Source organism: Roseateles sp. Mitsp63 (assembly GCF_059491535.1).
Genome location: NZ_CP168509.1, coordinates 3788669 through 3812960 on the forward strand (window position 1 = coordinate 3788669; position 24292 = coordinate 3812960).

General features: G+C 70.3%; 21 protein-coding genes. 4 read left to right on the top strand and 17 right to left on the bottom strand.

Annotated features, from left to right (window positions below; genetic code table 11):
• Window positions 1–13: 13 nt before the first annotated feature.
• The 11 genes from ACEN96_RS16575 to tssA form a co-directional block, all read right to left on the bottom strand.
• A complete protein-coding gene (locus tag ACEN96_RS16575) occupies window positions 14–2101 on the bottom strand; it encodes a type VI secretion system Vgr family protein (RefSeq protein ID WP_495584195.1) in 2088 nt (695 codons plus the stop codon).
• Between the two features lie 454 nt (window positions 2102–2555).
• Window positions 2556–5207 (bottom strand): type VI secretion system ATPase TssH, encoded by a 2652-nt coding sequence (gene tssH, locus ACEN96_RS16580; RefSeq protein WP_495584196.1) that lies wholly within the window; start codon window positions 5205–5207, stop codon window positions 2556–2558.
• A complete protein-coding gene (tssG, locus tag ACEN96_RS16585) occupies window positions 5204–6433 on the bottom strand; it encodes a type VI secretion system baseplate subunit TssG (RefSeq protein ID WP_495584197.1) in 1230 nt (409 codons plus the stop codon). Before tssG ends, tssH begins: the two co-directional genes overlap by 4 nt.
• The gene (tssF, locus tag ACEN96_RS16590) at window positions 6430–8334 is read right to left on the bottom strand and encodes a type VI secretion system baseplate subunit TssF (RefSeq protein ID WP_495584198.1); all 1905 of its coding nucleotides are present in this window, start codon (window positions 8332–8334) and stop codon (window positions 6430–6432) included. The genes tssG and tssF overlap by 4 nt, the downstream gene beginning before the upstream one ends.
• Before the next feature lie 8 nt (window positions 8335–8342).
• Window positions 8343–8837 carry a type VI secretion system baseplate subunit TssE gene (gene tssE, locus ACEN96_RS16595; protein ID WP_495584199.1) on the bottom strand — a complete coding sequence of 165 codons (495 nt, stop codon included), beginning with the start codon at window positions 8835–8837 and terminating at the stop codon, window positions 8343–8345.
• A gap of 64 nt (window positions 8838–8901) precedes the next feature.
• Window positions 8902–9714, bottom strand: coding sequence for a type VI secretion system accessory protein TagJ (locus ACEN96_RS16600; RefSeq protein WP_495584200.1), 813 nt, complete (start codon window positions 9712–9714; stop codon window positions 8902–8904).
• Window positions 9715–9752: 38 nt separating this feature from the next.
• Entirely contained in the window at window positions 9753–10250 is a 498-nt protein-coding gene (locus ACEN96_RS16605; protein ID WP_343637061.1) for an Hcp family type VI secretion system effector, read from the bottom strand.
• Window positions 10251–10429: 179 nt separating this feature from the next.
• Entirely contained in the window at window positions 10430–10909 is a 480-nt protein-coding gene (locus ACEN96_RS16610) for an Hcp family type VI secretion system effector (protein WP_279759420.1), read from the bottom strand.
• Window positions 10910–11114: 205 nt separating this feature from the next.
• Window positions 11115–12614 (bottom strand): type VI secretion system contractile sheath large subunit, encoded by a 1500-nt coding sequence (gene tssC, locus ACEN96_RS16615; RefSeq protein WP_495584201.1) that lies wholly within the window; start codon window positions 12612–12614, stop codon window positions 11115–11117.
• A gap of 54 nt (window positions 12615–12668) precedes the next feature.
• Window positions 12669–13178 carry a type VI secretion system contractile sheath small subunit gene (gene tssB / locus ACEN96_RS16620; RefSeq protein WP_343637067.1) on the bottom strand — a complete coding sequence of 170 codons (510 nt, stop codon included), beginning with the start codon at window positions 13176–13178 and terminating at the stop codon, window positions 12669–12671.
• A gap of 67 nt (window positions 13179–13245) precedes the next feature.
• On the bottom strand, window positions 13246–14271 hold the full coding sequence (gene tssA / locus ACEN96_RS16625) for a type VI secretion system protein TssA (protein ID WP_495584202.1): 1026 nt from the start codon (window positions 14269–14271) through the stop codon (window positions 13246–13248).
• A 182-nt stretch (window positions 14272–14453) separates the two neighbouring features.
• On the opposite strand from tssA, the gene ACEN96_RS16630 reads away from it, so the two are divergent.
• Both ACEN96_RS16630 and ACEN96_RS16635 read left to right on the top strand, forming a co-directional pair.
• Window positions 14454–15398 carry a glycosyl hydrolase gene (locus tag ACEN96_RS16630; protein ID WP_495584203.1) on the top strand — a complete coding sequence of 315 codons (945 nt, stop codon included), beginning with the start codon at window positions 14454–14456 and terminating at the stop codon, window positions 15396–15398.
• A 68-nt stretch (window positions 15399–15466) separates the two neighbouring features.
• Window positions 15467–16060 carry a DUF4142 domain-containing protein gene (locus ACEN96_RS16635; protein WP_495584204.1) on the top strand — a complete coding sequence of 198 codons (594 nt, stop codon included), beginning with the start codon at window positions 15467–15469 and terminating at the stop codon, window positions 16058–16060.
• Between the two features lie 33 nt (window positions 16061–16093).
• On the opposite strand, the gene ACEN96_RS16640 is transcribed toward ACEN96_RS16635, so the two are convergent.
• Window positions 16094–16501: a hypothetical protein gene (locus tag ACEN96_RS16640; RefSeq protein WP_495584205.1), complete on the bottom strand. Its 408-nt coding sequence runs from the start codon at window positions 16499–16501 to the stop codon at window positions 16094–16096.
• Between the two features lie 299 nt (window positions 16502–16800).
• On the opposite strand from ACEN96_RS16640, the gene ACEN96_RS16645 reads away from it, so the two are divergent.
• Window positions 16801–17721 (top strand): Crp/Fnr family transcriptional regulator, encoded by a 921-nt coding sequence (locus ACEN96_RS16645; protein ID WP_495584206.1) that lies wholly within the window; start codon window positions 16801–16803, stop codon window positions 17719–17721.
• 7 nt (window positions 17722–17728) lie between these two features.
• On the opposite strand, the gene ACEN96_RS16650 is transcribed toward ACEN96_RS16645, so the two are convergent.
• The 4 genes from ACEN96_RS16650 to ACEN96_RS16665 all read right to left on the bottom strand — a co-directional run bounded on the left by ACEN96_RS16650 (window position 17729) and on the right by ACEN96_RS16665 (window position 23015).
• The gene (locus ACEN96_RS16650) at window positions 17729–19831 is read right to left on the bottom strand and encodes a GAF domain-containing protein (RefSeq protein ID WP_495584207.1); all 2103 of its coding nucleotides are present in this window, start codon (window positions 19829–19831) and stop codon (window positions 17729–17731) included.
• An 8-nt stretch (window positions 19832–19839) separates the two neighbouring features.
• Window positions 19840–20622 carry a response regulator gene (locus tag ACEN96_RS16655; protein ID WP_495588624.1) on the bottom strand — a complete coding sequence of 261 codons (783 nt, stop codon included), beginning with the start codon at window positions 20620–20622 and terminating at the stop codon, window positions 19840–19842.
• A gap of 120 nt (window positions 20623–20742) precedes the next feature.
• Entirely contained in the window at window positions 20743–22347 is a 1605-nt protein-coding gene (locus ACEN96_RS16660; RefSeq protein ID WP_495584208.1) for a hybrid sensor histidine kinase/response regulator, read from the bottom strand.
• A 5-nt stretch (window positions 22348–22352) separates the two neighbouring features.
• Window positions 22353–23015: an MEDS domain-containing protein gene (locus ACEN96_RS16665; protein WP_495584209.1), complete on the bottom strand. Its 663-nt coding sequence runs from the start codon at window positions 23013–23015 to the stop codon at window positions 22353–22355.
• Between the two features lie 224 nt (window positions 23016–23239).
• On the opposite strand from ACEN96_RS16665, the gene ACEN96_RS16670 reads away from it, so the two are divergent.
• Window positions 23240–23470, top strand: a complete 231-nt coding sequence (locus ACEN96_RS16670) for a DUF2789 domain-containing protein (protein ID WP_495584210.1) — start codon at window positions 23240–23242, stop codon at window positions 23468–23470.
• Between the two features lie 188 nt (window positions 23471–23658).
• Here ACEN96_RS16670 and ACEN96_RS16675 read toward each other — a convergent pair whose 3' ends face one another.
• The gene (locus ACEN96_RS16675; RefSeq protein ID WP_495584211.1) at window positions 23659–24009 is read right to left on the bottom strand and encodes a four-helix bundle copper-binding protein; all 351 of its coding nucleotides are present in this window, start codon (window positions 24007–24009) and stop codon (window positions 23659–23661) included.
• Between the last annotated feature and the right edge of the window lie 283 nt (window positions 24010–24292).

Here is a 24292-nt window from a genome sequence, read left to right on the forward strand (position 1 = left end):
CGACGCTCCGACCTCAGTTGAGGTCGATGTCCTTGCCGTTGATCTGCACCGGACCCGACGCGTCGAACAGGAACTCCGAACCGACGATGGTCACCTTGCCGTCCTTGGTCATCGTCAGGCTGGCCTTGCCGACGACGAAGCGGATCGCATCGCCCGCGACCAGCTCGTAGGTCTTGCCCACGCGCGTGGTCTTGCTCAGCCCCACCTGTTCCGACTGCTGCAGACCGACCGTCGTGTTCATCAGGCCGCCGACGGTCGTCTGATAAGCCGCGCCGATGGTCAGGGCCTTGCCCAGCCCGATCGTCTCGGCCTTGGCCAGGGCGACGGTCTCCGTCTTCATGCCCCCAATCGTCACCGACCGGTTCGACCCGATGCTGATCGTCTCGTTGACGCCCACGTCCTCGGTCCGGTTCATCCCGATCGAGATCTTCTCGTCCAGGTCGACCCGCTCGGTCCGGTTCTGGTGGATCGTGATCGTCTCGTCCAGGTTCACCGTCTCGGTGCGGTTGCCCTTGACCAGCGTCGTCTCATGCCGGTCGATCGTCTTGGTCCGATCCCTACCGACCCAATGCGTCTCGTCGTTCTCGACCTCGATGTCCTGGTTCTTCTCCGCGTGGATCCACAGCTGCTCAGCGCCCTGCTTGTCCTCGAAGCGGATCGCGTTGGCGTTGCCGTAGCTGCCGCCCTTGCTCGAGCGCGTCAGGAAGCCGCTCTGCGTCGCGTTGGCCGGCAGGTCCCACGGCGGCAGGTTCTCGCCGTTGTACGTGCGCCCGATGATGATCGGCGAGTCCGGGTCCCCTTCGATGAACCCCACGATCACTTCCTGCCCGATGCGCGGAATGTGGATGCCGCCGAAGTTCGAGCCCGCCCACGGATGCGCCACGCTCACCCAGCACGAGCTGCGCTCGTCGCGCTTGCCGCGCCGGTCCCAGTGGAATTGCACCTTCACCCGGCCGTACTTGTCCGTGTGGATCTCCTCGCCCGCCGGACCCGTCACGATCGCCGTCTGCGGCCCCGGCACCAGCGGCTTGGGCGTGCGCCGCGCCGGCCGGTACTGCTGCCCCGACGGAATGCAGCTGAAGCTGCAGCGCAGCCCCGCATCCCCCGAGCCCGATTCATTGCCCGCCTGCTGCAGGCTCAGCACCGTGCCCGTGACCAGGTACTCGTCGTTCTCGATGTCCCGCGGATGCCGCGTCATCGACAGCAGATGCCCCGTGTGCACCCCCTGCGCGTTGGTCGTGCCGTCGTACACCTCGAAGGCCGTCTGCAGCTCGTCGAGCCGGTCCTCCACGTACTGCGCCCCATCGCCGTTCTGGATGTAGCCGCCCGGATAGTCGAACACCTCGCCATCGGACAGGTCGTAGTCGCGCTCCTGGCTCCGCGTGGCTTCCAGCGATGCCGACGGGCGCTGGAAGTCGTAGTCCGTGATCACCACCTTGCCGGGTTTGACGCACTGCACGCCGTTCCAGCTCTGGATGTACTCGAGCTGCGGCGCCGACTGCGCCCCCGAGCCATAGAACGGCAGCGACTCGCAGCCCGGCACCGCGTCATGCCCGCTGGCCGAGTCGCACAGGATCACCTTGTGGCCGTTCTCGTCGTGCTCCACGTACCAGTAGATGCCCTCGTTCTCCAGCAGCCGCGCCACGAAGTTGAAGTCCGTCTCGCGATACTGCACGCAGTAGTTCCAGGTCCGGTACGGGCGCAGCAGCTTGAACTCGTAGCGCGCCACCGGGTGGTCCTCGAACACCTGCTTGACGATGTCGGGCACCGACATCTCCTGGAAGATGCGGCAGTCCGAGGTGCGCGTGAGCAGCCACAGCCAGGGGCGGATCTGCATCTCGTAGACGCAGTGCTTGCCCTCGAAGCCGCGCTGCGCGAAGCGCGTCACGTAGCCGCTGATGTAGCGCGGCGCCTCGTCGCGCAGCGCCACGGTCAGCGTCGCGGGCTTGCCCAGCAGGTCATACGCCGACAGGTCGCGCTGCTCGCTCAGCAGCGTCAGCATGGTGTCGCCGGCTTCGCTCAGGCCCTCTCGCGACACGCATGAATGCACTCGCAGGGTTTCATCGGGCAAGGCGGTCTTGAGACGGAACGGTGAGGCCATGGCTCGCAGGTGCTGGGACGATGCCTCGCAGGCTAGGGAACAGCCATTGCCCGGGCAACTGTCGAAGGTCACTCCTGGCCATCAGGGCGATAAACGCCCGTCGAAAAGGGGCGGGTCATGCCAGCCGCGGGATGCGGCCTTTCAAGCAGGACGCGGCATTTCAAGCAGGACGCGGCCGTTCAAGCAGGACGCGGCGTTTCAAGCAGGACGCGGCATTTCGCGCAGGATGCGGCCGTTCAACTCCCTCGCCCCGCGAAGCGGGGAGAGGGCGGGGGAGAGGGGTCGGCGCAGTGCTCGGACTTGCTCAGCAGGCGAGACCCCTCTCCCCTTCCCTCTCCCCGCGCGCGGGGCGAGGGAGTTCATGCGGAAGGGTCCGCACTGGGCGAGAAAGTCATTCGGGGCGGCGGCCTGCTATCGGCTCGCCATCGGCCTGCCCTCGGCCCCCATCGACCATTCAATCGAACCCGTACTCGAAGTCCCCGTCCTTCACCTGCAGCTCGACCTTGGTGATCGTCTGACCATTGGTCAGGCGCGTCAGGTATTCCCGGCTGATACGCGGCAGCACCGTGTTCGTCAGGATCGCGTCCACCACCCGGCCGCCGCTCTCCACCTCGTTGCAGCGGCTGATGATCAGCTTCACCACGTCGTCGCCGAAGCTCAGCGGCACGCCCAGGTTCTCGCCCACCCGCTTCTGGATCCGGCCCAGCTGCAGACGCACGATCTGGCCCAGCATCTCCTCGCTCAGCGGGTAGTACGGGATCGTCACCAGCCGGCCCAGCAGCGCCGCCGGGAACACCTTCAGCAGCGGCTCGCGCAGCGCCTTGGCGATGCCCTCCGGCTCCGGCATCAGCTCCGGATCCGCGCACAGCTTCATGATCAGGTCGCTGCCCGCGTTGCTCGTCAGCAGGATGATCGTGTTCTTGAAGTCGATGTAGCGGCCCTCGCCGTCCTCCATCCAGCCCTTGTCGAAGACCTGGAAGAACAGCTCGTGCACGTCCGGATGGGCCTTCTCGACTTCATCGAGCAGCACCACGCTGTACGGCCGGCGGCGCACCGCCTCGGTCAGCACGCCGCCCTCGCCGTAGCCGACATACCCCGGCGGCGAACCCTTGAGCGTCGAGACGGTGTGCGCCTCCTGGAACTCGCTCATGTTGATGGTGATGACGTTCTGCTCGCCGCCATACAGCGCCTCGGCCAGCGCCAGCGCCGTCTCGGTCTTGCCCACGCCCGACGTGCCCGCCAGCAGGAACACGCCGATCGGCTTGCTCGGGTTGTCCAGCCCGGCGCGCGACACCTCGATGCGCTTGGCGATCATCTCCAGCGCATGCCGCTGGCCCACGACGCGCTGGTTCAGCGTGTCCGCCAGTTGCAGCACCGCCTGCAGCTCGTTGCGCACCATGCGGCCGACCGGAATGCCGGTCCAGTCCTGCACCACCGCAGCCACCGCCTGCTCATCCACCTGCGGCAGGATCAGCGGCGCATCGCCCTGCAACGCCGCCAGTTCGGCGCGCAGACCGTGCAGCTCGCTCAGCAGCGGGCCGCGCTCCTCGTCCGAGGGCGCGCCCTCGCCGTCCTTGCGCAGCAGCGCGTGCAGGTCCAGCACACGGTCGACCATGCCCTTCTCTTTCAGGTGGCGCGCCTCGAGCTCCGCCTTGCGCGTCTGCGACTCGTCCAGCGCCGCCGCCACGCGCTGCTGGCGCTCCGCGACGTCCATGCCGATCGCGCCTTCGCGCGCGATGATCTCGCGCTCGATCTCCAGCGCCTGGATGCGGCGCAGGCAGTCCTCCAGCTCGGCCGGCGTCGCGTGCTGGCTCACCGCCACGCGCGCGCAGGCCGTGTCCAGCAGGCTCACCGCCTTGTCCGGCAGCTGCCGCGCCGGGATGTAGCGGTGGCTCAGCCGCACCGCGGCCTCGATGCCCTCGTCCAGCAGCGCCACCCGGTGATGCTTCTCCAGGATGGACGCCACGCCGCGCAGCATCAGCACCGCCTTGTGCTCGTCCGGCTCGGGCACCTGCACGACCTGGAAGCGCCGCGTCAGCGCCGGGTCCTTCTCGATGTGCTTCTTGTACTCGGCCCAGGTGGTCGCCGCGATCGTGCGCAGCTTGCCGCGCGCCAGCGCCGGCTTGAGCAGGTTGGCCGCGTCGCCCGTGCCCGCCGCGCCGCCCGCGCCGATCAGCGTGTGCGCCTCGTCGATGAACAGGATGATCGGCTTGGGCGAGGCCTGCACCTCGTCGATGACCTGGCGCAGCCGGTTCTCGAATTCGCCCTTCATGCTCGCGCCCGCCTGCAGCAGGCCGATATCCAGCATGTACAGCGACACGTCCTTGAGCTGCGGCGGCATGTCGCCCTGCGCCAGGCGCAGCGCGAAGCCCTCCACCACCGCCGTCTTGCCCACGCCCGCCTCGCCGGTGAGGATGGGGTTGTTCTGGCGCCGGCGCATCAGGATGTCGACGATCTGGCGGATCTCCTCGTCGCGGCCGGCAATGGGATCGATCTCGCCATTGCGCGCGCGCTCGGTCAGGTCCACCGCGAAGCGCTTGAGCGCCTCCTGCTTGCCCATCGCCGCCGGCGCGATCGCGCCGCTCGCGTCACCCGGCGCCGCGCCCGGCTCGGCCGCGCGCATCGCGCGCTCCGGCGAGCCTTCCAGGATCTGGTTGAAGTGCTCGCTCAGGTCATCGACCGGGATCTTCTCGAACTGCCTGGACACCGACAGCAGCACGTTGCGCATCGAGGCCGTCTTCAGCAGCCCCAGCACCAGATGGCCGGTGCGCACCTGCTGGTCGCCGAACATCAGCGAGCCATAGACCCAGCCGCGCTCGACCGCGTTCTCCACCCAGCTCGACAGGTCGGTGACCGAGGTCGCGCCGCGCGGCAGCCGGTCCAGCGAGGCCATCAGATCGGCCGACAGCTGCGCCGCGTCCAGCCCGTAGTGCTTGACGATGCGATGCAGGTCGGAGTCCGGCGTGTTGAGGATCTGGTACAGCCAGTGCTGCAGCTCCACGTACGGATTGCCGCGCAGCTTGCAGAACACGGTGGCGCCTTCGATCGCCTTGTAGGCCAGCGGATTGAGCTTGCCGAAGAGGCTGGTGCGGGCGATTTCAGTCATGACGATGCTCCCTGTGATGCCGGCGGCGTCGCCCGCCCGCGGACCCGCTGTCGCGGATGCAGGTGCAGGTCGCCCCGGTCGTGACGATGCGGACGGCCGCCCGCGCGGCCGGTCCAGGATGTGAAGCCCAGCCGCGCCTGGCCGCTCAGCGCCGCGGCGGGCACCTCGTCGCGGCGCAGCACCGGCTGCAGCTCCCATTGCAGGTTGTGGCCGACGTACTGGCGGATCCAGTCGTTCAGCGGCCGCCACGCGTCGCCGTCGGGCAGGAAGCCCTCGTACTGGCGCAGCGTCAGCGGCCCCAGCACGACGCGGAAACGGTACTGCCGGTCCCAGGCCTTGTTGCCGGCCGTGGTGTTCTGGCCCAGGCGCGGCAGCTCGCGGCCGATGCGCTCGGGCCGCTGGCGCGCGAAGCCCAGCCGCGTGCGCTCGCCGTCCTCGACCGGCAGCCAGTGCGCGACATGCTGCTCGATGCGCACCGGCACGCCGAAGTGCAGCGACAGGATCTTCGCCAGGCCCTCCGGATGCTGCGCCCGGCCGCCATGCAGCCCGGCCTGGAACAGCCGCGCCGTCTGCGGCAGCGAGTCGCCCGGGCGCAGCGCGCCATCCAGGCCGGTGGCCGCGCCCAGCCAGGCCGCGTAGCGGTCCGAGGCGGGGCGGTCGTGCTGCACCGCCGGCTGGGACTGCGCCCAGGCCCGGTAGAAGTGCAGCAGCAGCCGGTGATGGAAGACGTCGAGGAAGCGGCTCAGCGTCGGATCGCCGCGCTGGTGCAGCCGCTCGCGCGTGTATTCGGTGAGGTGCAGCGGCATCGGCCCCTGCGGACCGAGCAGCCCGAAGAAGCGCACGCCCAGCCGCGGTGCCGGGCCTTGCCCGCGCGTCAGGCTGGCCAGCGCGGCCGGCGCGAAATCGAGCTCCGGCTCCTGGCCCAGGCGGATCGCCTCCTGCGACGGCCGCAGCCCGCGGCCCAGCCGCGGCACGTCCGGCGACAGACCTTCGATGCGGCGCAGCAGCGCGAAGAAGTCATGCGCCCACGGCGTCGACTCGACGTCCTCGAAGAGCGCGCGCAGCGCCTCATCCCGCTCGCCGCGCTCGCCGCGCTTCCCGGGCCGGCGCGCGAGCAGATGCTCCGGCGGCAGCTCCGGCGCCGCGGCGGCCGCCGGCGCGACGGCGTCGCCGCCGCTGGCGTCATGGGCGCCGTCGCTGGCCGAGCCGGCGTCGCGCACGTTCATGCGCGCTCTCCGCCACGCTCGTCGCGGCCCTCGGCATCGCCGCCGATGCGCGGCGCCCAGCGCTTGACCAGCCCGCGCTGCGGCGAACGCAGGCTCAGCTGCGTGAAGCTGTTGATCGCCGCGTGCCGCGTGAAGTAGCGCTCCAGCACGCTGGCGAAGAGGAAGGCGCTGTGCCCCTGGAACGCGAGTTCGTCGAGCTCCAGCTCGATCTCCGTCCCCGCGCCGTAGCTCAGCGGACCGCTGAACGGCAGCCGGCGCACGACCGGCCTGGCCTCGACGGCGCGCACGCCTTCGATCTGGCGCAGCCAGGCCGGATCGGCCGGCGGCCCGTACAGCGCCAGCAGGCGCCGCAGCGTCGCGGCCGCCTGCGCGGGCGGTTCGTCGGCCCAGGGCAGCTGCTGCTGCGTCAGCAGTCCGACCAGGTTCCAGCCCGCCTCGCCGGCCGGCTGGCGGCTCACCGGGCGCGTCGGCCCGTGCACCGCCTCGACCTTCAGCACCGGCCCGGCCGCGTCCAGGCGCCAGATGCCGGCGCCGTTGTGCGGCAGCAGCATCGGCAGGTCGCGGTTGGTCACCAGCGCCGACACCGACAGCTGGCGGATGTCCTCGCGATACGGCGCGTGGCGCGGATCGACCAGCGAGAGGAACACCTCGTCGCCGATGTAGCCGGTGCGCGGCCCGTGCTCCTTCTGACGCGTCGACATCAGCCGCGGCTCGCGCCGCGCGGTGTAGAAGCCCGGCGCGTCCGGACGCGCCTCGTGATAGGTCGCGTACAGCGGCTCGAAGCCCTGTTGCGCCAGCGCCCCCGCGCCATAGCCGGTGACCGACTGCAGGCTGTGGATCTCGTAGTCCATCGGCCGGGTGCGATCCGGCACGACGTGGTACTCCCAGCTGCCCGTGCCGAGCTGGATGCGGTCCAGCCGCTTCGGGAACAGGTTGATCGCCGGCGTGCAATGCAGCGAGACGCTGTCGGCATCGACCATCGCCTCGAGCCCGCCATCGCCGCGGCTGAAGAACAGCACGATCTCGAAGGTGTTGCCGTCGATGCGCGCGAGCCGGTCGGCCAGGTGGCCGATCTCGAGGAAGAGGAAGCGCCGCGGCATCGCGGCGAGTTCCTGCATCAGGCGGCTGCCGGAGAAGTTGCGATGCGTCTCGGGCAGCAGCGCCTCGTCGGCGCCGAAGCCCATCGGACGGATGCTGGCCGCCGGGCGCCATTGCGCGGACACCAGCGGCGCGTCGATGCCCTCGCCGTTCACGTAGGTGCCCAGCGGCGCGCCGAGCGCCAGCTCATGCAGCCGGTAGGCGACCTCGTCCGGCGCGCTCAGGTACAGCGCGAGCCGGTCCAGCCCGAGCTGCCGCACCGGCAGGCCGCCGCCGGTCCTGAACCTGAGCCGCAGCCCGCCGCGGCAGCCGGCCGCATCGGGCAGGCGCGACATCGGCAGGTCCGGCGCGTGGGTGAAGTACTGCGCGTCCTCCAGCGTCAGCGGCCACAGCGTGACCGGATGCGCGGTGCGGAACTCGCAGCGCGTGTCCTGCCCGCGCGGCACGCCGGCCTGCAGCACGCTGCCGCGCGGCACCGGGTGGCCCTTGGAGAGGTTGGGATCGGTCGGATCGACGCTCAGCCGCGCGATCATCATCGACGGCACCGGCGCCAGGAAGTTCGGATAGATCGACTCGAGCAGATGCGAGATCAGCCGCGGATGCTCCGCGTCCAGCTTCAGCTGCACGCGCGCCGACAGGAAGGCGAAGCCCTCCAGCAGCCGCTCGACATAGGGATCGGAGACCTCGGCCTCCTCCATGCCCAGGCGCGCCGCGATCTTGGGGAAGTCGCGCGCGAACTCGGCGCCGACCTCGCGCAGGTGGGCGAGCTCGTCGTTGTACAGGCGCAGCAGCCGGGGATCCATCGCCGTCCTCAGCCTTCGCGCACTTCGACCTGGCCGGCCTCGAGGTCCAGCTGCGTGCGCAGCAGGATCTCCAGCGGCACCGGCTGCGACCAGAGGTGGCCGCGGATGTCGAACTCGATCACGTTGTGGGTGTCCATGACGCTTTGCGTCTCCACCGCGCGCACCTGCAGCGAGTCGGGCAGGATGCGCGGCTCGAAGCGCAGGATGGCCTGGCGGATCTGCTTCTCCAGCAGGTGCACGTCCACGCGCGACGCGAGCTGGCCCGACAGCGCCGGCAGCCCGAAGTTCAGCACGCTGTCGCCGACGCGGGCGTAGGCCTCGGTCTCCTTGCCCAGCGGCTGGATCGCGTTGAACAGCCAGCCCAGGTCGCGCAGCACCGCCTGGCGCAGCTGCGACTTGGACATGACGCGCCGCTCCTCGGCCTCGACGCGGTGATAGGGGTCGTCGTCGGTCAGCCGGTCCAGCAGGGCCGGTTGCAGACGGTCGCGATGGATCTGGCTCATGGGCGGTGGGGGAGCGGCGGCGCGCCCCGGACGGCCTCGCGGCCACCGGTGCGCGGTGCCTGGATCATGGCTGGCGCAGCTCGATCAGCCGCGCGTCGAGCAGGCCGGTCTCGCCCTGCCCGGTCATCAGCACGCGCTGGCCGATGCCGGCATACTGGTCGTCTTGGTCGTCCTGCGAGCCCGGCAGCGGCTGCCATTCGGTGCGGCGCGCCAGCCAGACGCGCTCGTCGTCGAAGGCCACGCTGCGCGGATAGCGCGTCGGGATCAGCGCCACGGAGGCGCCGCCATTGGGGAACTCCAGGTGCGCCGCGGTCCAGACCAGGTCGCGCAGGTCGGTCGGCGGCTCGATGTGGATCTCCTTCAGCGCGGAGAACGGCACCCAGCAGTAGCGGCCGTTGATCACGGCCTCGAGCACCGGCCCCAGGCGCGAATCGGCGTCGCAGATCCATTCGAAGGCCGTGCCATCGAGCGTGCCCGCCGTCGCGGGCGCCGCCTCCAGCGCCTGCTGGCGCAGCTGCCGTGCGCCGGCCGCGTCGCCATCGGCCTCGACCTTCAGCGCGTGGACCAGGTTGGCGACCCACTCGGCCGGCTCGCCCATCACCATCGGCGTGGTGCGGCCCTCGAAGACGGCCTCGCGCACCAGCTCGCACTTGAGCGCCTCGCGGTAGGTGTTCACCATCGCCAGCGTGCCCGCGTCCAGCTCGCCGCAGACCTCCAGCTGCGCGGCCGCCCGCGCCCACTGGCCGGTCACCGCCAGCAGCTGGAACAGCATCGTGCGCAGCTTCGCGTCCTGCGGATGCTGACGCACCTGCGCCTGCGCCGCGGCCAGCGCCTCGGTCGGGCGGCCTGCCGCCAGCAGTTCCTGCACTGCGCTCATCGATCGCTCCCGGATGTTTTCAACGCTCGCGCCGACGCTCAGGTGAGGTCGTCGTCGAAGGTGTGCGAGCCGCCCATCTGGCCCTTGGCGCTCTGCGGCCGGTACTCGACCGAGACCTTCTGGAAGCTCATCGCGATGCGCTCCAGCGGCTCGCCGCGCTCGTCGGCCTCGATGTCGTAGGACGCGATGCGCGCCTTCTCCAGCGTCAGGCAGAAGTAGTCCTCCTGCGCGCCGCCCGCCTTGCGCAGGTAGAGCTTGGCGCTCTTGACCTCGTCGTTGGTCGCCACGGCGCTCATCAGCGCCGTGCTGCCGCTGTCCAGGTTCTTGGTGATGGTCAGCTGGCGGTAGCTGCGGCGGCCGGTCTGCTGGCCCGCCACGGCATCGCCGGCGGCGCCCACGCCCCAGCTGAAGCCGCGCACGACGAGGTCGTTGGCGTGGCCCGCCGCGGTGGACTCGCCCTTGACCTTGCCCGCCCGCTTGAGCGACAGATCGAGGTACATGTCGGCGCTGCTCGCGCCGCTGGTCAACGGATTCATCTTTCGCTCCGGCATGGACAACGGATGACGGCTTCCAGGCGCCGGCCGGCGCGTGGCGCCGTCATGCGTTGTCCGAGCGCGGCGCGCGGCCCGAAGGCCGCCGCGCCGCGGAGTTCCGCGGACCGGTGGCGCCGGCCAGGGCCGGCCGCCACGCGATCGCGCGGGGACTTGACGCGGGATCAGCGCGTCTCGGTCGTGGCCACGTTCCAGCCGAACTTGACCGCGCCGCCCAGGCCGCCCTTGGCGTCTTGGGCCTTGTACTCGAACTCGATGTCCGCGTACGACAGGGCCACGCTCTCGCTGATCTCGCCACCGGCGGAGGCCGACGGCGCGACGTTGGTCACCAGGACCTGCTTCAGCGTGACCTTCAGGAAGTCCTGCTGGCCTTCGCCGGCCTTGCGGCAGGTCAGGACGGCCTGGTCGAAGTGCTTGCCCGAGGCGCAGGCCTTGGCCAGCACCGGGGACGCCTTGTCGTAGTAGTGCGCGAACACGAACGAGCCCGGGATGCCCTTGCCCTTGCCGGAACCGGTGCCGGCGTTGGCGGTGCTTTCCTGGCGCACGTCCCACGACCAGGCCAGCAGGTCGATCTCGCCCTTGTGGTCCTTGTGGGTGGATTCGCCCTCGACTCCGGCGAACTTCAGATTGGCGTCGATCGTCATGATCGGTTTCTCCTTGATGGACTCTTGAAAACAGCTTCCGCCGGCCGGGAGGGCCTGCGGGAGCCGGGATATCGGACCGGACGGCCCGGATGGCTAAAGCCTCGACAACTCAGAACGGCGCCTGCGACAGCGCTCCCTTGGACGCGTCGCGCGTCGTCGCGCGCGATTTCTTCTTTCATTCCCCTCGGACGCGGCAGGCCGCGCCTTACTTGCCCTTCTGCGACGGCAGCGTCGACACGAGCCGCAGCGACACGGTCAGGCCCTCGAGCTGGTAATGCGGACGCAGGAAGAATTTCGACGAGTAGTAGCCCGGGTTGCCGGGGATCTCCTCGACCACGACCTCCGCGGCGGCCAGCGGCTTCTGCGACTTCGTGGTCTCCGACGAGTTGGCCGGATCGCCGTCGACGTAGTTCATGATCCACTTGTTCAGCCACTTCTCCATGTCGCCGCGCTCCTTGAAGGAGCCCACCTTGTCGCGCACGATGCACTTCAGGTAATGGGCGAAACGGTTGCAGGCGAACAGGTAGGGCAGCCGCGCGGCCAGGTTGGCGTTGGCGGTGGCGTCCGGATCGTCGTACTCGGCGGGCTTCTGCAGCGACTGGGCGCCGATGAACGCGGCGAAGTCCGAGTTCTTGCGGTGCACCAGCGGCATGAAGCCGTTCTTGGCCAGCTCGGCCTCGCGGCGGTCGCTGATGGCGATCTCGGTCGGGCACTTCATCGCCACGCCGCCCTCGTCGGTGGGGAAGGTGTGGGCCGGCAGGCCCTCGACCGCGCCGCCCGCCTCCACGCCACGGATGCGGGTGCACCAGCCGTAGTTCTTGAACGAGCGGTTGATGTTGGCCGCCATCGCGTAGGCCGAGTTGGCCCACGTGTACTTGGCATGCTCGCCGCCGCCGGTCTCTTCCTCGAAGTTGAACTCCTCGACCGGATTGGTCTTCGCGCCGTAGGGCAGGCGCGCCAGGAAGCGCGGCATGGCCAGGCCGATGTAGCGCGCGTCGTCGGACTCGCGCAGCGACTTCCAGGCCGCGTACTCCGGCGTGCTGAAGATCTTGGTCAGGTCGCGCGGGTTCGCGAGCTCCTGCCACGAGCCCATCTGCATCAGCGACGGATTCGCCGCCGCGATGAACGGCGAGTGGGCCGCGGCCGAGACCTTCGCGATCTCGCCCAGCAGCTCCACGTCCGGCGGGCTGTGGTCGAAGTAGTAGTCGCCGACGATGCAGCCGAAGGGCTCGCCGCCGAACTGACCGAATTCCTCTTCATAGACGCGCTTGAAGATCGGGCTCTGGTCCCAGGCCGTGCCCTTGTAGCGCTTGAGCGTCTTGCCCAGGTCGTTCTTCGAGATGCTCATCACGCGGATCTTGAGCTGCTCGTCGGTCTCGGTGTTGTTGACCAGGTAGTGCAGGCCGCGCCAAGCCGATTCCAGCTGCTGGAACTCGGCGTGGTGCAGGATCGCGTTGACCTGCTCCGACAGCTTCCTGTCGATCTCGGCGATCATGGCCTCGATCGAGACGATGACGTCGCTGCCGATCAGCTTGGTCTGCGACAGCGCCTGCTGCGCCAGCGTCAGCACCGCCTGCTCGACGGCGGACTTGGCCTCGTCGGTCTTGGGCTTGAATTCCTTGTTCAGCAGCGAGGCGAACTCGCCGCCTTCGTACTCGATGCCCTGTAGCGATGGCGAGGCTTGTGCGAGGGTCTCATCGGCCATGGTGCGTGCTCCGTGGGGTCCGGCTGGGGGTTCTGGAAAGGGTCCGGGCCGCGCTTACTGCGCGCCCTCGTCGGCGGGCTTCTGGGCCGAGGCCAGGGACTTGAGCAGCGCCTCGTCCTTGACCACCTTGGCGATCAGCTGTTCGGCGCCGGCCTTGCCGTCCATGTAGGTGATCAGGTTGGCCAGTTGCTGGCGCGCCTCGAGCAGCTGCTTCAGGCCGTCGACCTTGCGCGCCACCGCGGCGGGCGAGAAGTCGTCCATCGACTCGAAGGTCAGGTCCACCATCAGGTTGCCTTCGCCGGTCAGCGTGTTGGGCACGGCGAACGAGACGCGCGGCTTCATGGCCTTCATGCGGGCGTCGAAGTTGTCGACGTCGAAGTCCAGGAACTTGCGGTCCGACACCGGCGGCAGCGGATCGGCCGGCTTGCCCGACAGGTCCGACAGCACGCCCATCACGAAGGGCAGCTGGACCTTCTTCTCGGCGCCGTAGAGCTCGACGTCGTACTCGATCTGCACGCGCGGGGCGCGATTCCTGGCGATGAACTTCTGGCTGCTGGTGGCCATGGGGTGCTCCTTGAAGCGTGGATCGGGTGAAGGGTCGAAACCGTGAGTTGAAGGGAGTAGGCGCGGATCACTCGCTCGGCGTGCCGGCGAGCTTCTCGATCTCATGCACGCCGTCCGGGTTGAGGTCGCGCATGATTTCCAGGAAGGACTTGCTCATCAGCCGCTGCGCGCGGCGGATCAGCAGCGGCGCGGGATTGCTGGGCTCGTGACGCTCGATCCATTCGCACACGCGCTGCAGCGCGCGGACCGCGTCGTCGCGGCTGCCGATGGTGCCGGGCGCGGCCATGGCCACGGGCGCCACACCGGCGCCCTGCGGCGGCGTGGCGGCGGCGCCGTCGCCGGCGGGCATCGCGTCGGTGCCCTGCCCCGCCAGCTGGCCGGCCGCGGCCGCCAGCGGCTTGAACAGGCGCAGCAGCGTGGAGAAATCGGGGGCCTGGCCGGCGCCCAGGTGCGTCTCGATCGCCGCGACGATGCCCTGCACCGCCGGCAGCGCGTCGTGCATGCGGGCCGCGAAGGCAGGGTCGTTGGCCGCCTGCGCCGCCAGCCCGGCCATCAGACCCTCGGGCGACGGCACGGATTCATCGCCCATCGGATCGGCGTTGCCCAGCGCCAGCTCGAGGTCCCGCAGGCGCGGACCGCCGCGCTGGCCGGTCAGGCTCGCGGCGCGCAGGTCGGCGATCGCGGCCGTGCCGCTGGCCAGCGGCTGCAGCGCGTTCAGGCGCATCGTCGGATCGTCGTGATCGGAGGCATCCAGCTGCGGATGCACATGGGCCCAGTGCTGTTCCAGCAGCCCGCGGATCAGCGCCAGTCCCTGCAGCGCCGCGCCGAAACCCTGCAGCCGGGCGCCCGAGCGCAGCAGCCACACGGCCACGCGCAGGTCGCGGGTGCGCCGGGCCAGCGCCAGCGCCTGCTCGTGCACGGCGCCCCAGTCGGGTTCCTCGGCCGGGATGACGGTGTCGCCGTACTGCTGCTCGGGCTTGCCCGCGCCCGCGGCTTCCAGCGCGAGGAAGGCAGGGTCGTACTCCAGGTCGGCGCCACATGGGGCGTCGTCCTGCAGCGGGGCAAGCAGCGCGTCGAGGTCGAGGTCAGCCATCGCGTCGGAGGCAGCGGAACAATTGCATGCCACGCACTCTATTGACAGCTGTTACGGCGCACAGTGGTCGAAAGTCACTTTGATCCCCCCTGAACGTGGCCGTCAGAAACATTAACAACATGTTTCCGCGCGGGACAGGAACAACGGGCCGCCGCCATACTCCGCCCCCGCAAGACCTGACCATGAAGCCATTCCCGACCTCCGCGCCCCGCTCGCCCGACACCGGCCGGCGCCGCCTGCTGACCTTCGCCGGCGCCAGCGCGCTGACCGCCACGCTGCCCGCCTGCGGCGGCCGAGGCGGCGGCTCGGACGACTCGCCGGCCTCGCCGGTCGGGAATCCTCCCGCGACGGTCAGCGTCAAGCGCGGCATCGCCTACGACCTCAAGGACGCGGCGGACTTCAGCGCGCTCGCCGGCGGCAGCGTGGGCTGGTGGGTCAACTGGGCCTTGCAGCCGAACGCGGCCGTCACCGCGCAGCCCTCGATCGCCGGCGCGATGGAGCACGTGCCGATGCTGTGGAACTTCAACTTCGACACGGCGCAGACCGTCGCGGCGCTGAAGGCGCGTCCGTCGGTCAAGTTCCTGCTGGTGCTCAACGAGCCCAACCTGACCGACCAGGCCAACGTGACGCCGGCTCAGGCGGCCGCGCAGTGGCCCCGCTACGAGGACGTCGCGCGCCAGACCGGCGTGAAGCTGGTCGGCCCGGCGATCACCTGGGGCACGATGACCGGATTCGCCGATCCGGTGGCCTGGCTGGACGCCTTCCTCGCGGCCTACCGCGGCGCCAACGGCGGGCGCGACCCGCAGATCGACGCGCTCGCCTTCCACTGGTACGACTACGGCCTGGGCGGACAGCTGGACCGGCTCGCGAAGTACGGCAAGCCGTTCTGGGTCACCGAGATGGCCAACTGGCATTCGCGGAACGACGGGGCCCAGGTCGACAGCATCGCGAAGCAGAAGGCGCAGATGGCCGAGATGGTCCAGATCTGCGAGTCGCGCGCCGACGTCGTCCGCTATGCCTGGTTCACCGGGCGCTGGGCGCCGGACCCCCATTTCACGAGCCTGCTGGGCGCGCCGGGCGTGCTCACCGAGGTCGGCCAGCAGTACAAGGCGCTGCCCCGCTCCTGAGGCGCTCGCGGCGGCGGGAACCTCGATTGCTGGGCAGGGGGCATCCTCACTTCACGGAGAGCCCCCTCATGACTCGCCATGTTTCCCCGCGCCGCGGCGCGTTGCCCGTGTTCGCCGCGATCGCCGTCGCCTGTGGCGGCGCGCTGGCCGCTGGCGCCGCCTTCGCGCAATCCACGATGCCCGCGGCCACGCCGGCCTCCGGCGCCCGCACCGCGCATGCCGACAGCAGCTTCATGAAGGACGCCGCCGAGGCCAACAACGCGGAAATCAACGCCGCCAACCTCGCCCTTCAGAAGGGCACCAGCGCGGACGTGAAGAGCTTCGCCCAGAAGATGCTCGACGACCACAAGAAGGCCGATTCCGAGCTGCAGACGCTGGCCGCGTCCAAGGACGTGAAGCTGCCCGCGGATGCCTCGATGGTGCAGAAGGGCAAGGCCAAGATCCTGGAGCAGCGTGACGGCACCAGCTTCGACCACCATTACGCCGAGAACCAGGTCAGCGCCCACAAGGACGCGGTCAAGCTGTTCGAGAAGGCCTCCAAGAACGCCAAGGACGCCGACGTCAAGGCGTGGGCCGCCAAGATGCTGCCGACGTTGCAGCACCATTTGCAGGAGGCGCAGGCGCTCGAGAAGACCACCAAGGCGGCCGACAAGAAGAAGTGATGCCGTGATCGGCGGGCCGCGCTCGCGGCCCCGTCAGCGCAGCGCGGCGAGCACCGCCGCCTGCGCGGCCCGGCGGCGCCGCTCGGCGCCGCCCTCGTGTCCGCGCAGCAGCGCGAGCACCGTCTCCACCTCCACCACCGGGACCGCCGCGGCCCTCGCCAGGCGCTGCGTCAGCGTGCTCGGCAGGCCGTGGCAGGCGACGGCGCCATAGAGCCGGCCCAGCATCCGCGCCACCGGATCGAGGCCCGTGCCCTCGCCCAGCATCCGCGCCGGATCCAGCAGCGTCACCTGGGCGCCCAGCCCCTGCGCCGCGGCCTTGAACTGCGCGGCCAGTTCCGCCTCCGAATCCCCACAGACCAGTCCCACCCGCAGGCCTGTCAGCGGCAGGACGGGCATCGGCATCGACGGCGGCGGCGGCAACAGCGGATCGGAATGCGGCATGGTCGGACGCGCAGGGCGAGGAGGACGTGGGGGATGGGCAGTCAGGGGCGGCGAAGGCGCGCTGGACGCGCCGCGGGGCGAGTCGCGCAGCGTAGTCACCTGGCGGAAGGACGCGTTGATCGATGTCAACGCGGGCCTGGCGCGGGGCTGGGATCGCCGCGCGGCTGTCGGGCCTTGACCGCCCGTTACCGAACCGTCACCGAGGGTTCACCGACTGTTTCCGACCGATGTCAAGGATTGGCGCTCCCGTTTCGGCCGCTTCCTAGCATCCCTCCAACCTTTCAACCCGCGAGACCCTCATGCAAAGCGCCATCGACCTCGACCTCCCCAGCGAACTCTCCCGCGAGCGTCGGCGCGATGCCCCCGCTCCCCGCCCCCGGCCCGCCCCCGCCGCGACTGCCTCGATCCCGAGCCCCGCCCTGGCCACCTGCACCGTCCCCTCCGGCCTGATCGTCCCCGACCTCCGCCCCCTGACCCGCGTGCCGCTCCCGGCCGTGCCCACGGCGCCCCACCTCTCGCCCCGCGATCCGCAGCAGCGCATGCTCGAGGTCATGCGCATCATCCGGGACGTCGTCCAGCCGGCCGCCAAGGTCGTGCGCGCCGGCGACATGATCTTCCGCGCCGCCCAGCCCTTCTCCACCGTCTACCTGATCAACGCCGGCGCCTTCAAGCTGGTGAGCCGCAGCCTGGACGGCCGCGAGCAGATCGTGAGCCTGAAGTTCCGCGGCGACTGGCTCGGCTTCAGCGGCATCGCCCATGGCCGCCATCCCTGCGACGCCGTCGCGATGGACACGGGCAACATCTCGATCATTCCCTACGACACGCTCACGGCCGCCTGCGCCCGCCATCCGGAGATGATGGCCATCGTCCACGAGGCCATGAGCGCCGAGATCACGCACGAGCGGCAGTCGCTGATGTCGGTGTGCACGCTGGCCTCGCTGGCGCGGGTGGCGGAGTTCCTCTGCGCCTGGGCGCGCAGCATGCATCAGCGCGGCCTGCGCGCCGACGAGCTGACCCTGCGCATGACCCGCGCCGATCTGGGCAACTACCTGGGCATGACGCTGGAGACCGTGAGCCGCTGCCTGTCCAAGCTCAACCGCGAGAAGCTGATCCGCTTCGGCGAGCGCGGCCGCCGTCAGATCTCGATTCCCAGCCTGCAAAGCCTGGAGCAGTTCGTCATCGGCGGCTCCGTGGTCCGCGGCCAGTCACCGGTCCAGTGAGCCCGCGTCAGCGCGACATCACCTTCGCGATCGCCCGGGCCAGCGCCGCCCGGTCGTAGGGCTTGGACAGCAGCTCCCAGCCCAGTGCGCCCTCCGGCCCGGAGGTCAGCAATTCGGCGGAGAAGCCCGACACCAGCAGCACCGCGATGTCGGGCCACGCCCTCTGGACATGCGCCGCGAGTTCCGTGCCGCGCATCCCCGCGCCCAGCGCGATGTCGCTCAGCAGCAGTTGCGGCAGCTGCCGCGGGCCGCCCCCTTCTGAACGCTCCGGCAGCTCCTCGAGGTGCCGCAGGGCTTCCTCGCCACTGACACAGGCGACGACCTGGCAGCGCAGGTCGGCCAGGAAGCGCCGCGCGACCGCGCGCACCTCGGCGTCATCCTCGACCAGCAGCACGCGAAGCCCCTCGAGCACCTGTCCATCGGCCGCGCCCTCCCCGTCCGCCGAGGCGGCCGCGGCGACGGGCGGCTGCGGCAGCACCAGCGTCAGCGTCGTCCCCCGCCCCGGCGCGCTCTCGATGCCGATCGCCCCGCGCGACTGGCGCGCGAAGCCATACACCGTGCTCAGGCCTAGTCCCGTGCCGCGGCCGGCCTGCTTGGTCGTGAAGAAGGGCTCGAAGGCGCGCTCCTTGATCTCCTCCGGCATGCCCGATCCGCTGTCCGAAACGGCGATGCGCACGTACCGCGCGGGCGCCGGCCCGGGCTCATCGTCTTCCTCCAGACCGCGGCGCAGTTCAGGCGGCATCGCGGCCAGCGGCGCGGCCTCGAACACCAGCTCGCCGCCTTCCGGCATGGCATCTCGCGCGTTGATCGCGATGTTCAGCAGCGCCGACTCCAGTTGCGCCGGATCGGCCTGGACATCGGGGCAATCGGGCGCCACCTCGATGCGGATGCGGATGCGCTGGTCGAGCGTGCGGCGCAGCATGTCCGCCAGCGAACGCATCATCGCGGCCACGTCGACGCTGGCCGGCTGCAGCATCTGCCGTCTGGAGAACGCCAGCAGCTTCCCGGTCAGTTCCGCGCCGCGCCGTGAGGCGCGCGTCGCCGCCGCCACCAGTTGCGGCGCGAAGCCGTCCCCCGCCACCGCCGGCAGGTCCGCCAGCACCTGCAGGTTGCCCTGGATGACGGTCAGCAGGTTGTTGAAGTCATGCGCGATGCCGCCGGTCAACTGCCCGACCGCCTCGAGCCGCTGCGAGTGGTTGAGCGCTTCCTCGGTCTGGGCGCGCTGCAGGCAGGTGCCGAGCAGGTTGGCGACCGATTCCAGGAAACGCACCTCGGCCTCGCCAAAGCGCTTGGGCTGGCGCGAGCGCACCGCCAGCGTGCCCACCGGCCGCCCGCGATCGGACAGCGGCACGGCCAGCGACGACACCAGCCCCGCGTCGCGGTAGCTGTCCGGCACCTCGAAGCGGCGCTCCGCGGCGAAATCCTCCACCACCACCGGCCGCCCCTGCGCCAGGACATAGCCCTGCGGCGTCGCGGGACGGTTCGGGACGCTGGCGCCGGGCTGCTCGTCATCGAGCAATCCGACACCGCCCGCCACGCGCAGCAGCGTCCGCGACGGCTCGAGCAGGAACACCACCGCCATGTCGGCCTCCAGCGCCTGGGCGGCGATCGACGGCAGTTGCCGCAGCACCGCCTGCGGGTCCAGCGAGTCCACCGCGATGCGGCCCAACTGGGCCAGGTGCTCGCTGTAGCGGGCGCGCTGCAGCGCCTGGCGCACGCGCGGGTATTCGGCCACGCTGCGGATCGAGGCCATCGTGTACGGCAGTCCGAGCGGCTGCAGCGGGCTCAGCGCGATCTCGACCATCACCTCCGTGCCGTCGCGCCGCCGCGCGACCAGCTCGGTCGCGGTGCCGCCCATCGGCCGCGAGCGCGGCGCGTGCTCGTAGGCGTGGCGATAGGCCGCATGGCGCGGCCGGATGTTGTCGGGCACCAGCATCTCGACCGGCGAACCCACCATCTCGGCCAGCGAGTACCCGAGCAACTGCAGCGCCGTCGGATTCACCAGCTGGATCAGCCCCGCGTCATCGACCAGCACCAGCCCGTCCGGAGACGCGGCGAACAGCGCGCGGAACACCGCGTGCTCATCGATCCCGGGCGGCCAGTCCTTCATCGCGGGCCTCAGGGCGAGAGGCTGGCCGTCACGCGAGAGGCGAACAGATAGCCGGCGCCGCGCACGGACTTGATCCACAGGCCTTCGCCCGAGTCGGCGCCGAGCTTGCGGCGCAGCCGGCCCACCTGCACGTCGATCGTGCGATCGAAGGGGCCGGACTCGCGGCCGCGCGTGTGCTCCAGCAGGAAGTCTCTGGACAGCACCCGGCCGGGGTGCAGCAGGAAGACATGCAGCAGATCGAATTCCCCCGTGGTCAGCGCGACCTCCTCGCCGTCCGGATCCGTCACGCGCCGCGCGGCCACGTCGACGATCCAGCCTTCGAAGTGCAGGCGCTCGCGGCCCGCCGACAGATCGTGCGCCGCCTCGCCGGCGGACACCGGAACGGGCGCGGGCACGGAGGTGGCATCGGCCGCGGGCGCGGGCGCGAGACGGCGCAGCACCGCCTTCACCCGCGCGACCAGCTCGCGCAGGTCGAACGGCTTGGTCACGTAGTCGTCGGCGCCGACCTCGAGGCCGACGACCTTGTCCACGGCATCGCCGCGGCCGGTGACGATCACCAGGCCGCAGCGCCAGTGCTCGCGCAACTGCCGCGCGATCACGAAGCCGTCCTCGCCGGGCAGGCCCAGGTCCAGCAGCACCAGGTCCGGCGTATCGGCCGCCATCAGGTCCATCAGCGCGCGGCCGTCATGCAGCTGCGTCGTGCGGAAACCATGCGACGCCAGATAGCCCGCCAGCAGCTGGGTGATGTCCGGCTCGTCGTCGAGGATCGCCAAGTGGGCCGGCGCGGGCAGGCGGGCCGGGGCGGCCGAGGGAACGGCAGAGGAAGCGGGCGGGAAAGGTCCGGGCGTGGTCATTGGGGCCGCATTCTAGGAGGCCGCCCGCGGGGTCCGCGCGCGGCGTTCCCGGGGGTGTCACGCGGCATCGGCGCGGATCAGCCGCTCCAGCGTCCGGGTCAGGCGGTCCAGGTCGATCGGCTTGACCATGTGCTCGTCGAAGCCGCTGCCCAGCGCCTTGTCCCGGTCCGAGGCCTGGCCATACCCCGTCAGCGCGATCAGCCGCGGCGCGGCGTCGCCCAGTTCGCGGTGGATCAGCGCCGCGAGCTGGTAGCCGTCGATGACCGGCATGCCGATATCCAGCACCGCCGCGTCGAAATGCGACCCCTGCAGCCGGTCCAGCGCCTCCTGCGGCAAGGTGGTCGTGGCCACGTCGTAGCCCGCGTAGCGCAGCGCCATGCCCAGCGTCTCGGCAGCGTCGCGGTTGTCGTCCACCACCAGCACCCGGCCCTGCACCGGCGGGAGGGTGTCAAGCGCCTCGGCGGCCGGGCCGGGCTCGGGCGGCGCGGCGTGGATCTCGGCCGGCAGCGTCACCCGGAAGGTCGCCCCCAGGCCGGGGCCGGCGCTCTGCACCGCCACCTGGCCGTGATGCATCTCCACCAGTTGTTTGACGATCGCCAGGCCGATGCCCAGCCCGCCCTTGGAGCGGTCCAGCGTCGTCGACCCCTGCTCGAACAGCTCGAACACCCGCGGCAGCATCGCCGCGTCGATGCCCGCGCCGTTGTCCTGCACCTCGATCACCAGCGCGCCGCCCTCGGCGCGCGCGGCCACGCGGATCTCGCCGTTGGTCGGCGTGTACTTGGCGGCGTTGCTGAGCAGGTTCACCACCACCTGCCGCAGGCGCGCGCGATCGCCGACCAGCCGCAGCTCCGGCCCCACGTCGCAGCTCACGCGCAGCAGATGGTTGCGCTCCTCGAGCAGGGGGCTCACGCCTTCGATCGCGTCGGTCAGCAGGAACTGGACGTCGACCGGCTCGCGCGACAGCTCGATCTTGCCGCGCGTGATGCGGGTGATGTCGAGCAGGTCGTCGACCAGCTTGGACAGATGGCCGACCTGGCGCTCGATGATCTCGTGCTCGCGCGACAACTGGCCGGTCTGCAGCCGGATCAGGTGCAGCGCCGTCGAGATCGGGGCCAGCGGATTGCGCAGCTCATGACCCAGCATCGCCAGGAACTCGTCCTTGGCGCTGGCCGCTCTCTCCCGTTCGTGGTCCAGCCGCGCCGCGTGCAGCCCGGTCGAGGCCAGCGTCGCCGCCGCGCGCATGAACGCGCTCTGGTGCGCCGACGGGAAGTCGGGCCGCGAGGAGCCGAACCACAGGCTGCCCGCGCGTCCCGCCGGACCCAGGTAGAGCCGCACCACGCACAGCGTGCCGAGCGGCGATTCGAGCGCGGTCGCGGTTTCCGCCGTGTCGGGCATCTGGCGGCAGGCGTCGATGAAGTCGGTCCAGGCCTCATGCGACACGCGCACGCCGCCCAGCTGCAGCATCGTCGTGGGCGGCGCGTCGGGCACCAGCGGCGCATGCACCAGGCAGACCGCCGTGCCGACGATGCGGTTGACCGCCTCGGTCGTCAGCTGCAGCACGGTGGCGGCATCGCGCCCCACCCAGAGCGCCGGCAGCGCCAGCAGGCCCATCAGATCCCGCAGCGCCCGGTCGGCGGCGGAGGGTTCTCGTTCTCGGGACATCGTCGTCATTCGGCGCGCCGGCTCCTGGCCGGGACTGGAAGCGCCGCCGGTGCGGGCCGCCCCCGGCGCCGGCCGGTGGCGCGGCGCGCGGACAGCTCGCGCAACATCTCGGCCGGCGGCGTGAAGAAGGGATTCTCGCGCAGCACACCCCCGATCATGGTGAGCGGATGCGTCCGCAGCAGGTCCATCATCGTGGCGCCATCCAGCGGCGCCAGGTCGTAGACGCAGATCGCCGGACGGCGATTCGCGTCCAGCACCTCGTTCAGGCGCGCCTCGTATTCGAGCAGGTCCAGCCGGTCGCCGCCGTGCTGGACGGCCCAGCCCATCTGGCTCATCACGCGCAGGCCCTCGAACCCGTCGCGGCCGTCCGGCTCATGCCCGGCCCGGGCCGTCGCCTCGTCCATCGCCTGGAGCAGCCCGTCGACGTCGATGCCGCCCGGCGCGGGCGGCCACGCCCGCAAGGTCAGCTGGCCGCTGTGCTCGCAGCCGGCCACGTCGATGCCGGCCGACGTCAGGCAGGCGCGATGGGCGTCCAGCGCGTCCGATACCAGGTGGAGGTTGCGCTCGCCGCGCCGCTGCGCCTCCTGGTAGAAGGGCGCCAGCACCTGCGAGGCCTCCTCCCGGCTGTCGAAGAAGGCACAAATGTGGAAATGGGTTGTGATCGTCACTGCTCTCTCACAACATCCGCGGTCCTGCCTGCGGATGTCCTCCGACCCGAGTTGATTCGACCAGTGGCCTGGCTCTTATGGATTGACTCGTTGATGTTAGCCGTGAAGCGGGTGTACGTTATGCGACCGAATCACGCGCTCATCGCCCGGATCGCCGGGTGCGGCCGGCCGATTGCCTGGGCAAGGGCCTTCCCTTCCATTCCCCTTTTCCGAGGAGCACAGCCATGGAACCTGTCGTCCACCCGTTCTCGGCGCTGTTCGAGCAACTGGGCCTGCCCGCCAGCGAGGCGGACATCCGCGCTTTCATCGAGGATCACCGCCCCTTGCCCGGCGACGTGCGGGTGCAGGAGGCGCCGTTCTGGACGCCGGCGCAGGCCAAGGCGCTACGCGACATGCTGCTGGACGACGCTGACTGGGCCGAGGTGGTCGACCAGCTCAACCTGGCGCTGCATTGACCGGTTTCCGGAAATCAACGGTCCGGCTCCCCGGGATCGAGAAAATTCCGAGAGGCTCCGCATCTCCAATATCTTGAGATGCGGAGCCCGCTCGCCCATTCGCCCCCCCTCGCAATAGGGCCCAAATACCAGATATCTGGAATGGAACGCCCCATTCAAAGGGCCCGAAGGGGCCGCGCGCCGGGGAATCAGGACAGGGCGTGCCGTTCCGCCGCGTGAGGCGCACACGCGTCCGCGCAAGCCCGGCAGGCTTGAGCGCAACGCCGGCAATGGGCGTGCTGATGCTTTTCGCACTCCTGCGCGCAAGCGCGGCACACGTGCGCGCACAAGGCGCAGAAGTCGCCGTGATGCTCCGATTCCCGGGAGAGCGCGCTGATCGTCGCCTCGCAGATCGCGGCGCAATCGAGGTCCAGCAGCGCGCAGCGCTCCAGCAGCCGGTCTCCTGAACGGATGCACGCGTTGGCGCATTGGCGCGCGGCGAGCAGCGCCTCGGCGCAGGTCTTCATGCAGGGCTCGAGGTCTTCGGACGGGGTGGTCATGGCAGTTCCTGGTCAGAGTGACGACAAGCCCCGATCCGGCAACCGCCGTGCCCCGGACCCGAGGTTGACTGACACATCTTTGCTATACCGGCCACACAAATAAGTCATCGATCGCGGCCGACGCTGAATTGCTAGCAAATCTATGCTATTGCGAGCAAAAGAGGCACGAAACGAAACTGGGCGTCTTCGCAAAACAGCCCAGCGAGTTTCCCTTGTCAACCGCTTCCATCGATATTCACCCGCGCCGAGCGAATATCCGGGCGACCGCCCTCACCCAGTATTC

What these genes read in the sequence shown, in the direction of transcription:
- tssB (WP_343637067.1), bottom strand. Translation starts at nt 13,178, where the DNA reads ATGGCCACCAGCAGCCAGAAGTTCATCGCCAGGAATCGCGCCCCGCGC.
- tssA (WP_495584202.1), bottom strand. Translation starts at nt 14,271, where the DNA reads ATGGCTGACCTCGACCTCGACGCGCTGCTTGCCCCGCTGCAGGACGAC.
- tssC (WP_495584201.1), bottom strand. Translation starts at nt 12,614, where the DNA reads ATGGCCGATGAGACCCTCGCACAAGCCTCGCCATCGCTACAGGGCATC.
- ACEN96_RS16640 (WP_495584205.1), bottom strand. Translation starts at nt 16,501, where the DNA reads ATGCCGCATTCCGATCCGCTGTTGCCGCCGCCGCCGTCGATGCCGATG.
- tssG (WP_495584197.1), bottom strand. Translation starts at nt 6,433, where the DNA reads ATGAACGTGCGCGACGCCGGCTCGGCCAGCGACGGCGCCCATGACGCC.
- ACEN96_RS16675 (WP_495584211.1), bottom strand. Translation starts at nt 24,009, where the DNA reads ATGACCACCCCGTCCGAAGACCTCGAGCCCTGCATGAAGACCTGCGCC.
- ACEN96_RS16600 (WP_495584200.1), bottom strand. Translation starts at nt 9,714, where the DNA reads ATGAGCGCAGTGCAGGAACTGCTGGCGGCAGGCCGCCCGACCGAGGCG.
- ACEN96_RS16650 (WP_495584207.1), bottom strand. Translation starts at nt 19,831, where the DNA reads ATGAAGGACTGGCCGCCCGGGATCGATGAGCACGCGGTGTTCCGCGCG.
- ACEN96_RS16635 (WP_495584204.1), top strand. Translation starts at nt 15,467, where the DNA reads ATGACTCGCCATGTTTCCCCGCGCCGCGGCGCGTTGCCCGTGTTCGCC.
- ACEN96_RS16610 (WP_279759420.1), bottom strand. Translation starts at nt 10,909, where the DNA reads ATGACGATCGACGCCAATCTGAAGTTCGCCGGAGTCGAGGGCGAATCC.
- tssF (WP_495584198.1), bottom strand. Translation starts at nt 8,334, where the DNA reads ATGGATCCCCGGCTGCTGCGCCTGTACAACGACGAGCTCGCCCACCTG.
- ACEN96_RS16645 (WP_495584206.1), top strand. Translation starts at nt 16,801, where the DNA reads ATGCAAAGCGCCATCGACCTCGACCTCCCCAGCGAACTCTCCCGCGAG.
- ACEN96_RS16660 (WP_495584208.1), bottom strand. Translation starts at nt 22,347, where the DNA reads ATGTCCCGAGAACGAGAACCCTCCGCCGCCGACCGGGCGCTGCGGGAT.
- ACEN96_RS16630 (WP_495584203.1), top strand. Translation starts at nt 14,454, where the DNA reads ATGAAGCCATTCCCGACCTCCGCGCCCCGCTCGCCCGACACCGGCCGG.
- tssH (WP_495584196.1), bottom strand. Translation starts at nt 5,207, where the DNA reads ATGACTGAAATCGCCCGCACCAGCCTCTTCGGCAAGCTCAATCCGCTG.
- ACEN96_RS16670 (WP_495584210.1), top strand. Translation starts at nt 23,240, where the DNA reads ATGGAACCTGTCGTCCACCCGTTCTCGGCGCTGTTCGAGCAACTGGGC.
- tssE (WP_495584199.1), bottom strand. Translation starts at nt 8,837, where the DNA reads ATGAGCCAGATCCATCGCGACCGTCTGCAACCGGCCCTGCTGGACCGG.
- ACEN96_RS16605 (WP_343637061.1), bottom strand. Translation starts at nt 10,250, where the DNA reads ATGAATCCGTTGACCAGCGGCGCGAGCAGCGCCGACATGTACCTCGAT.
- ACEN96_RS16575 (WP_495584195.1), bottom strand. Translation starts at nt 2,101, where the DNA reads ATGGCCTCACCGTTCCGTCTCAAGACCGCCTTGCCCGATGAAACCCTG.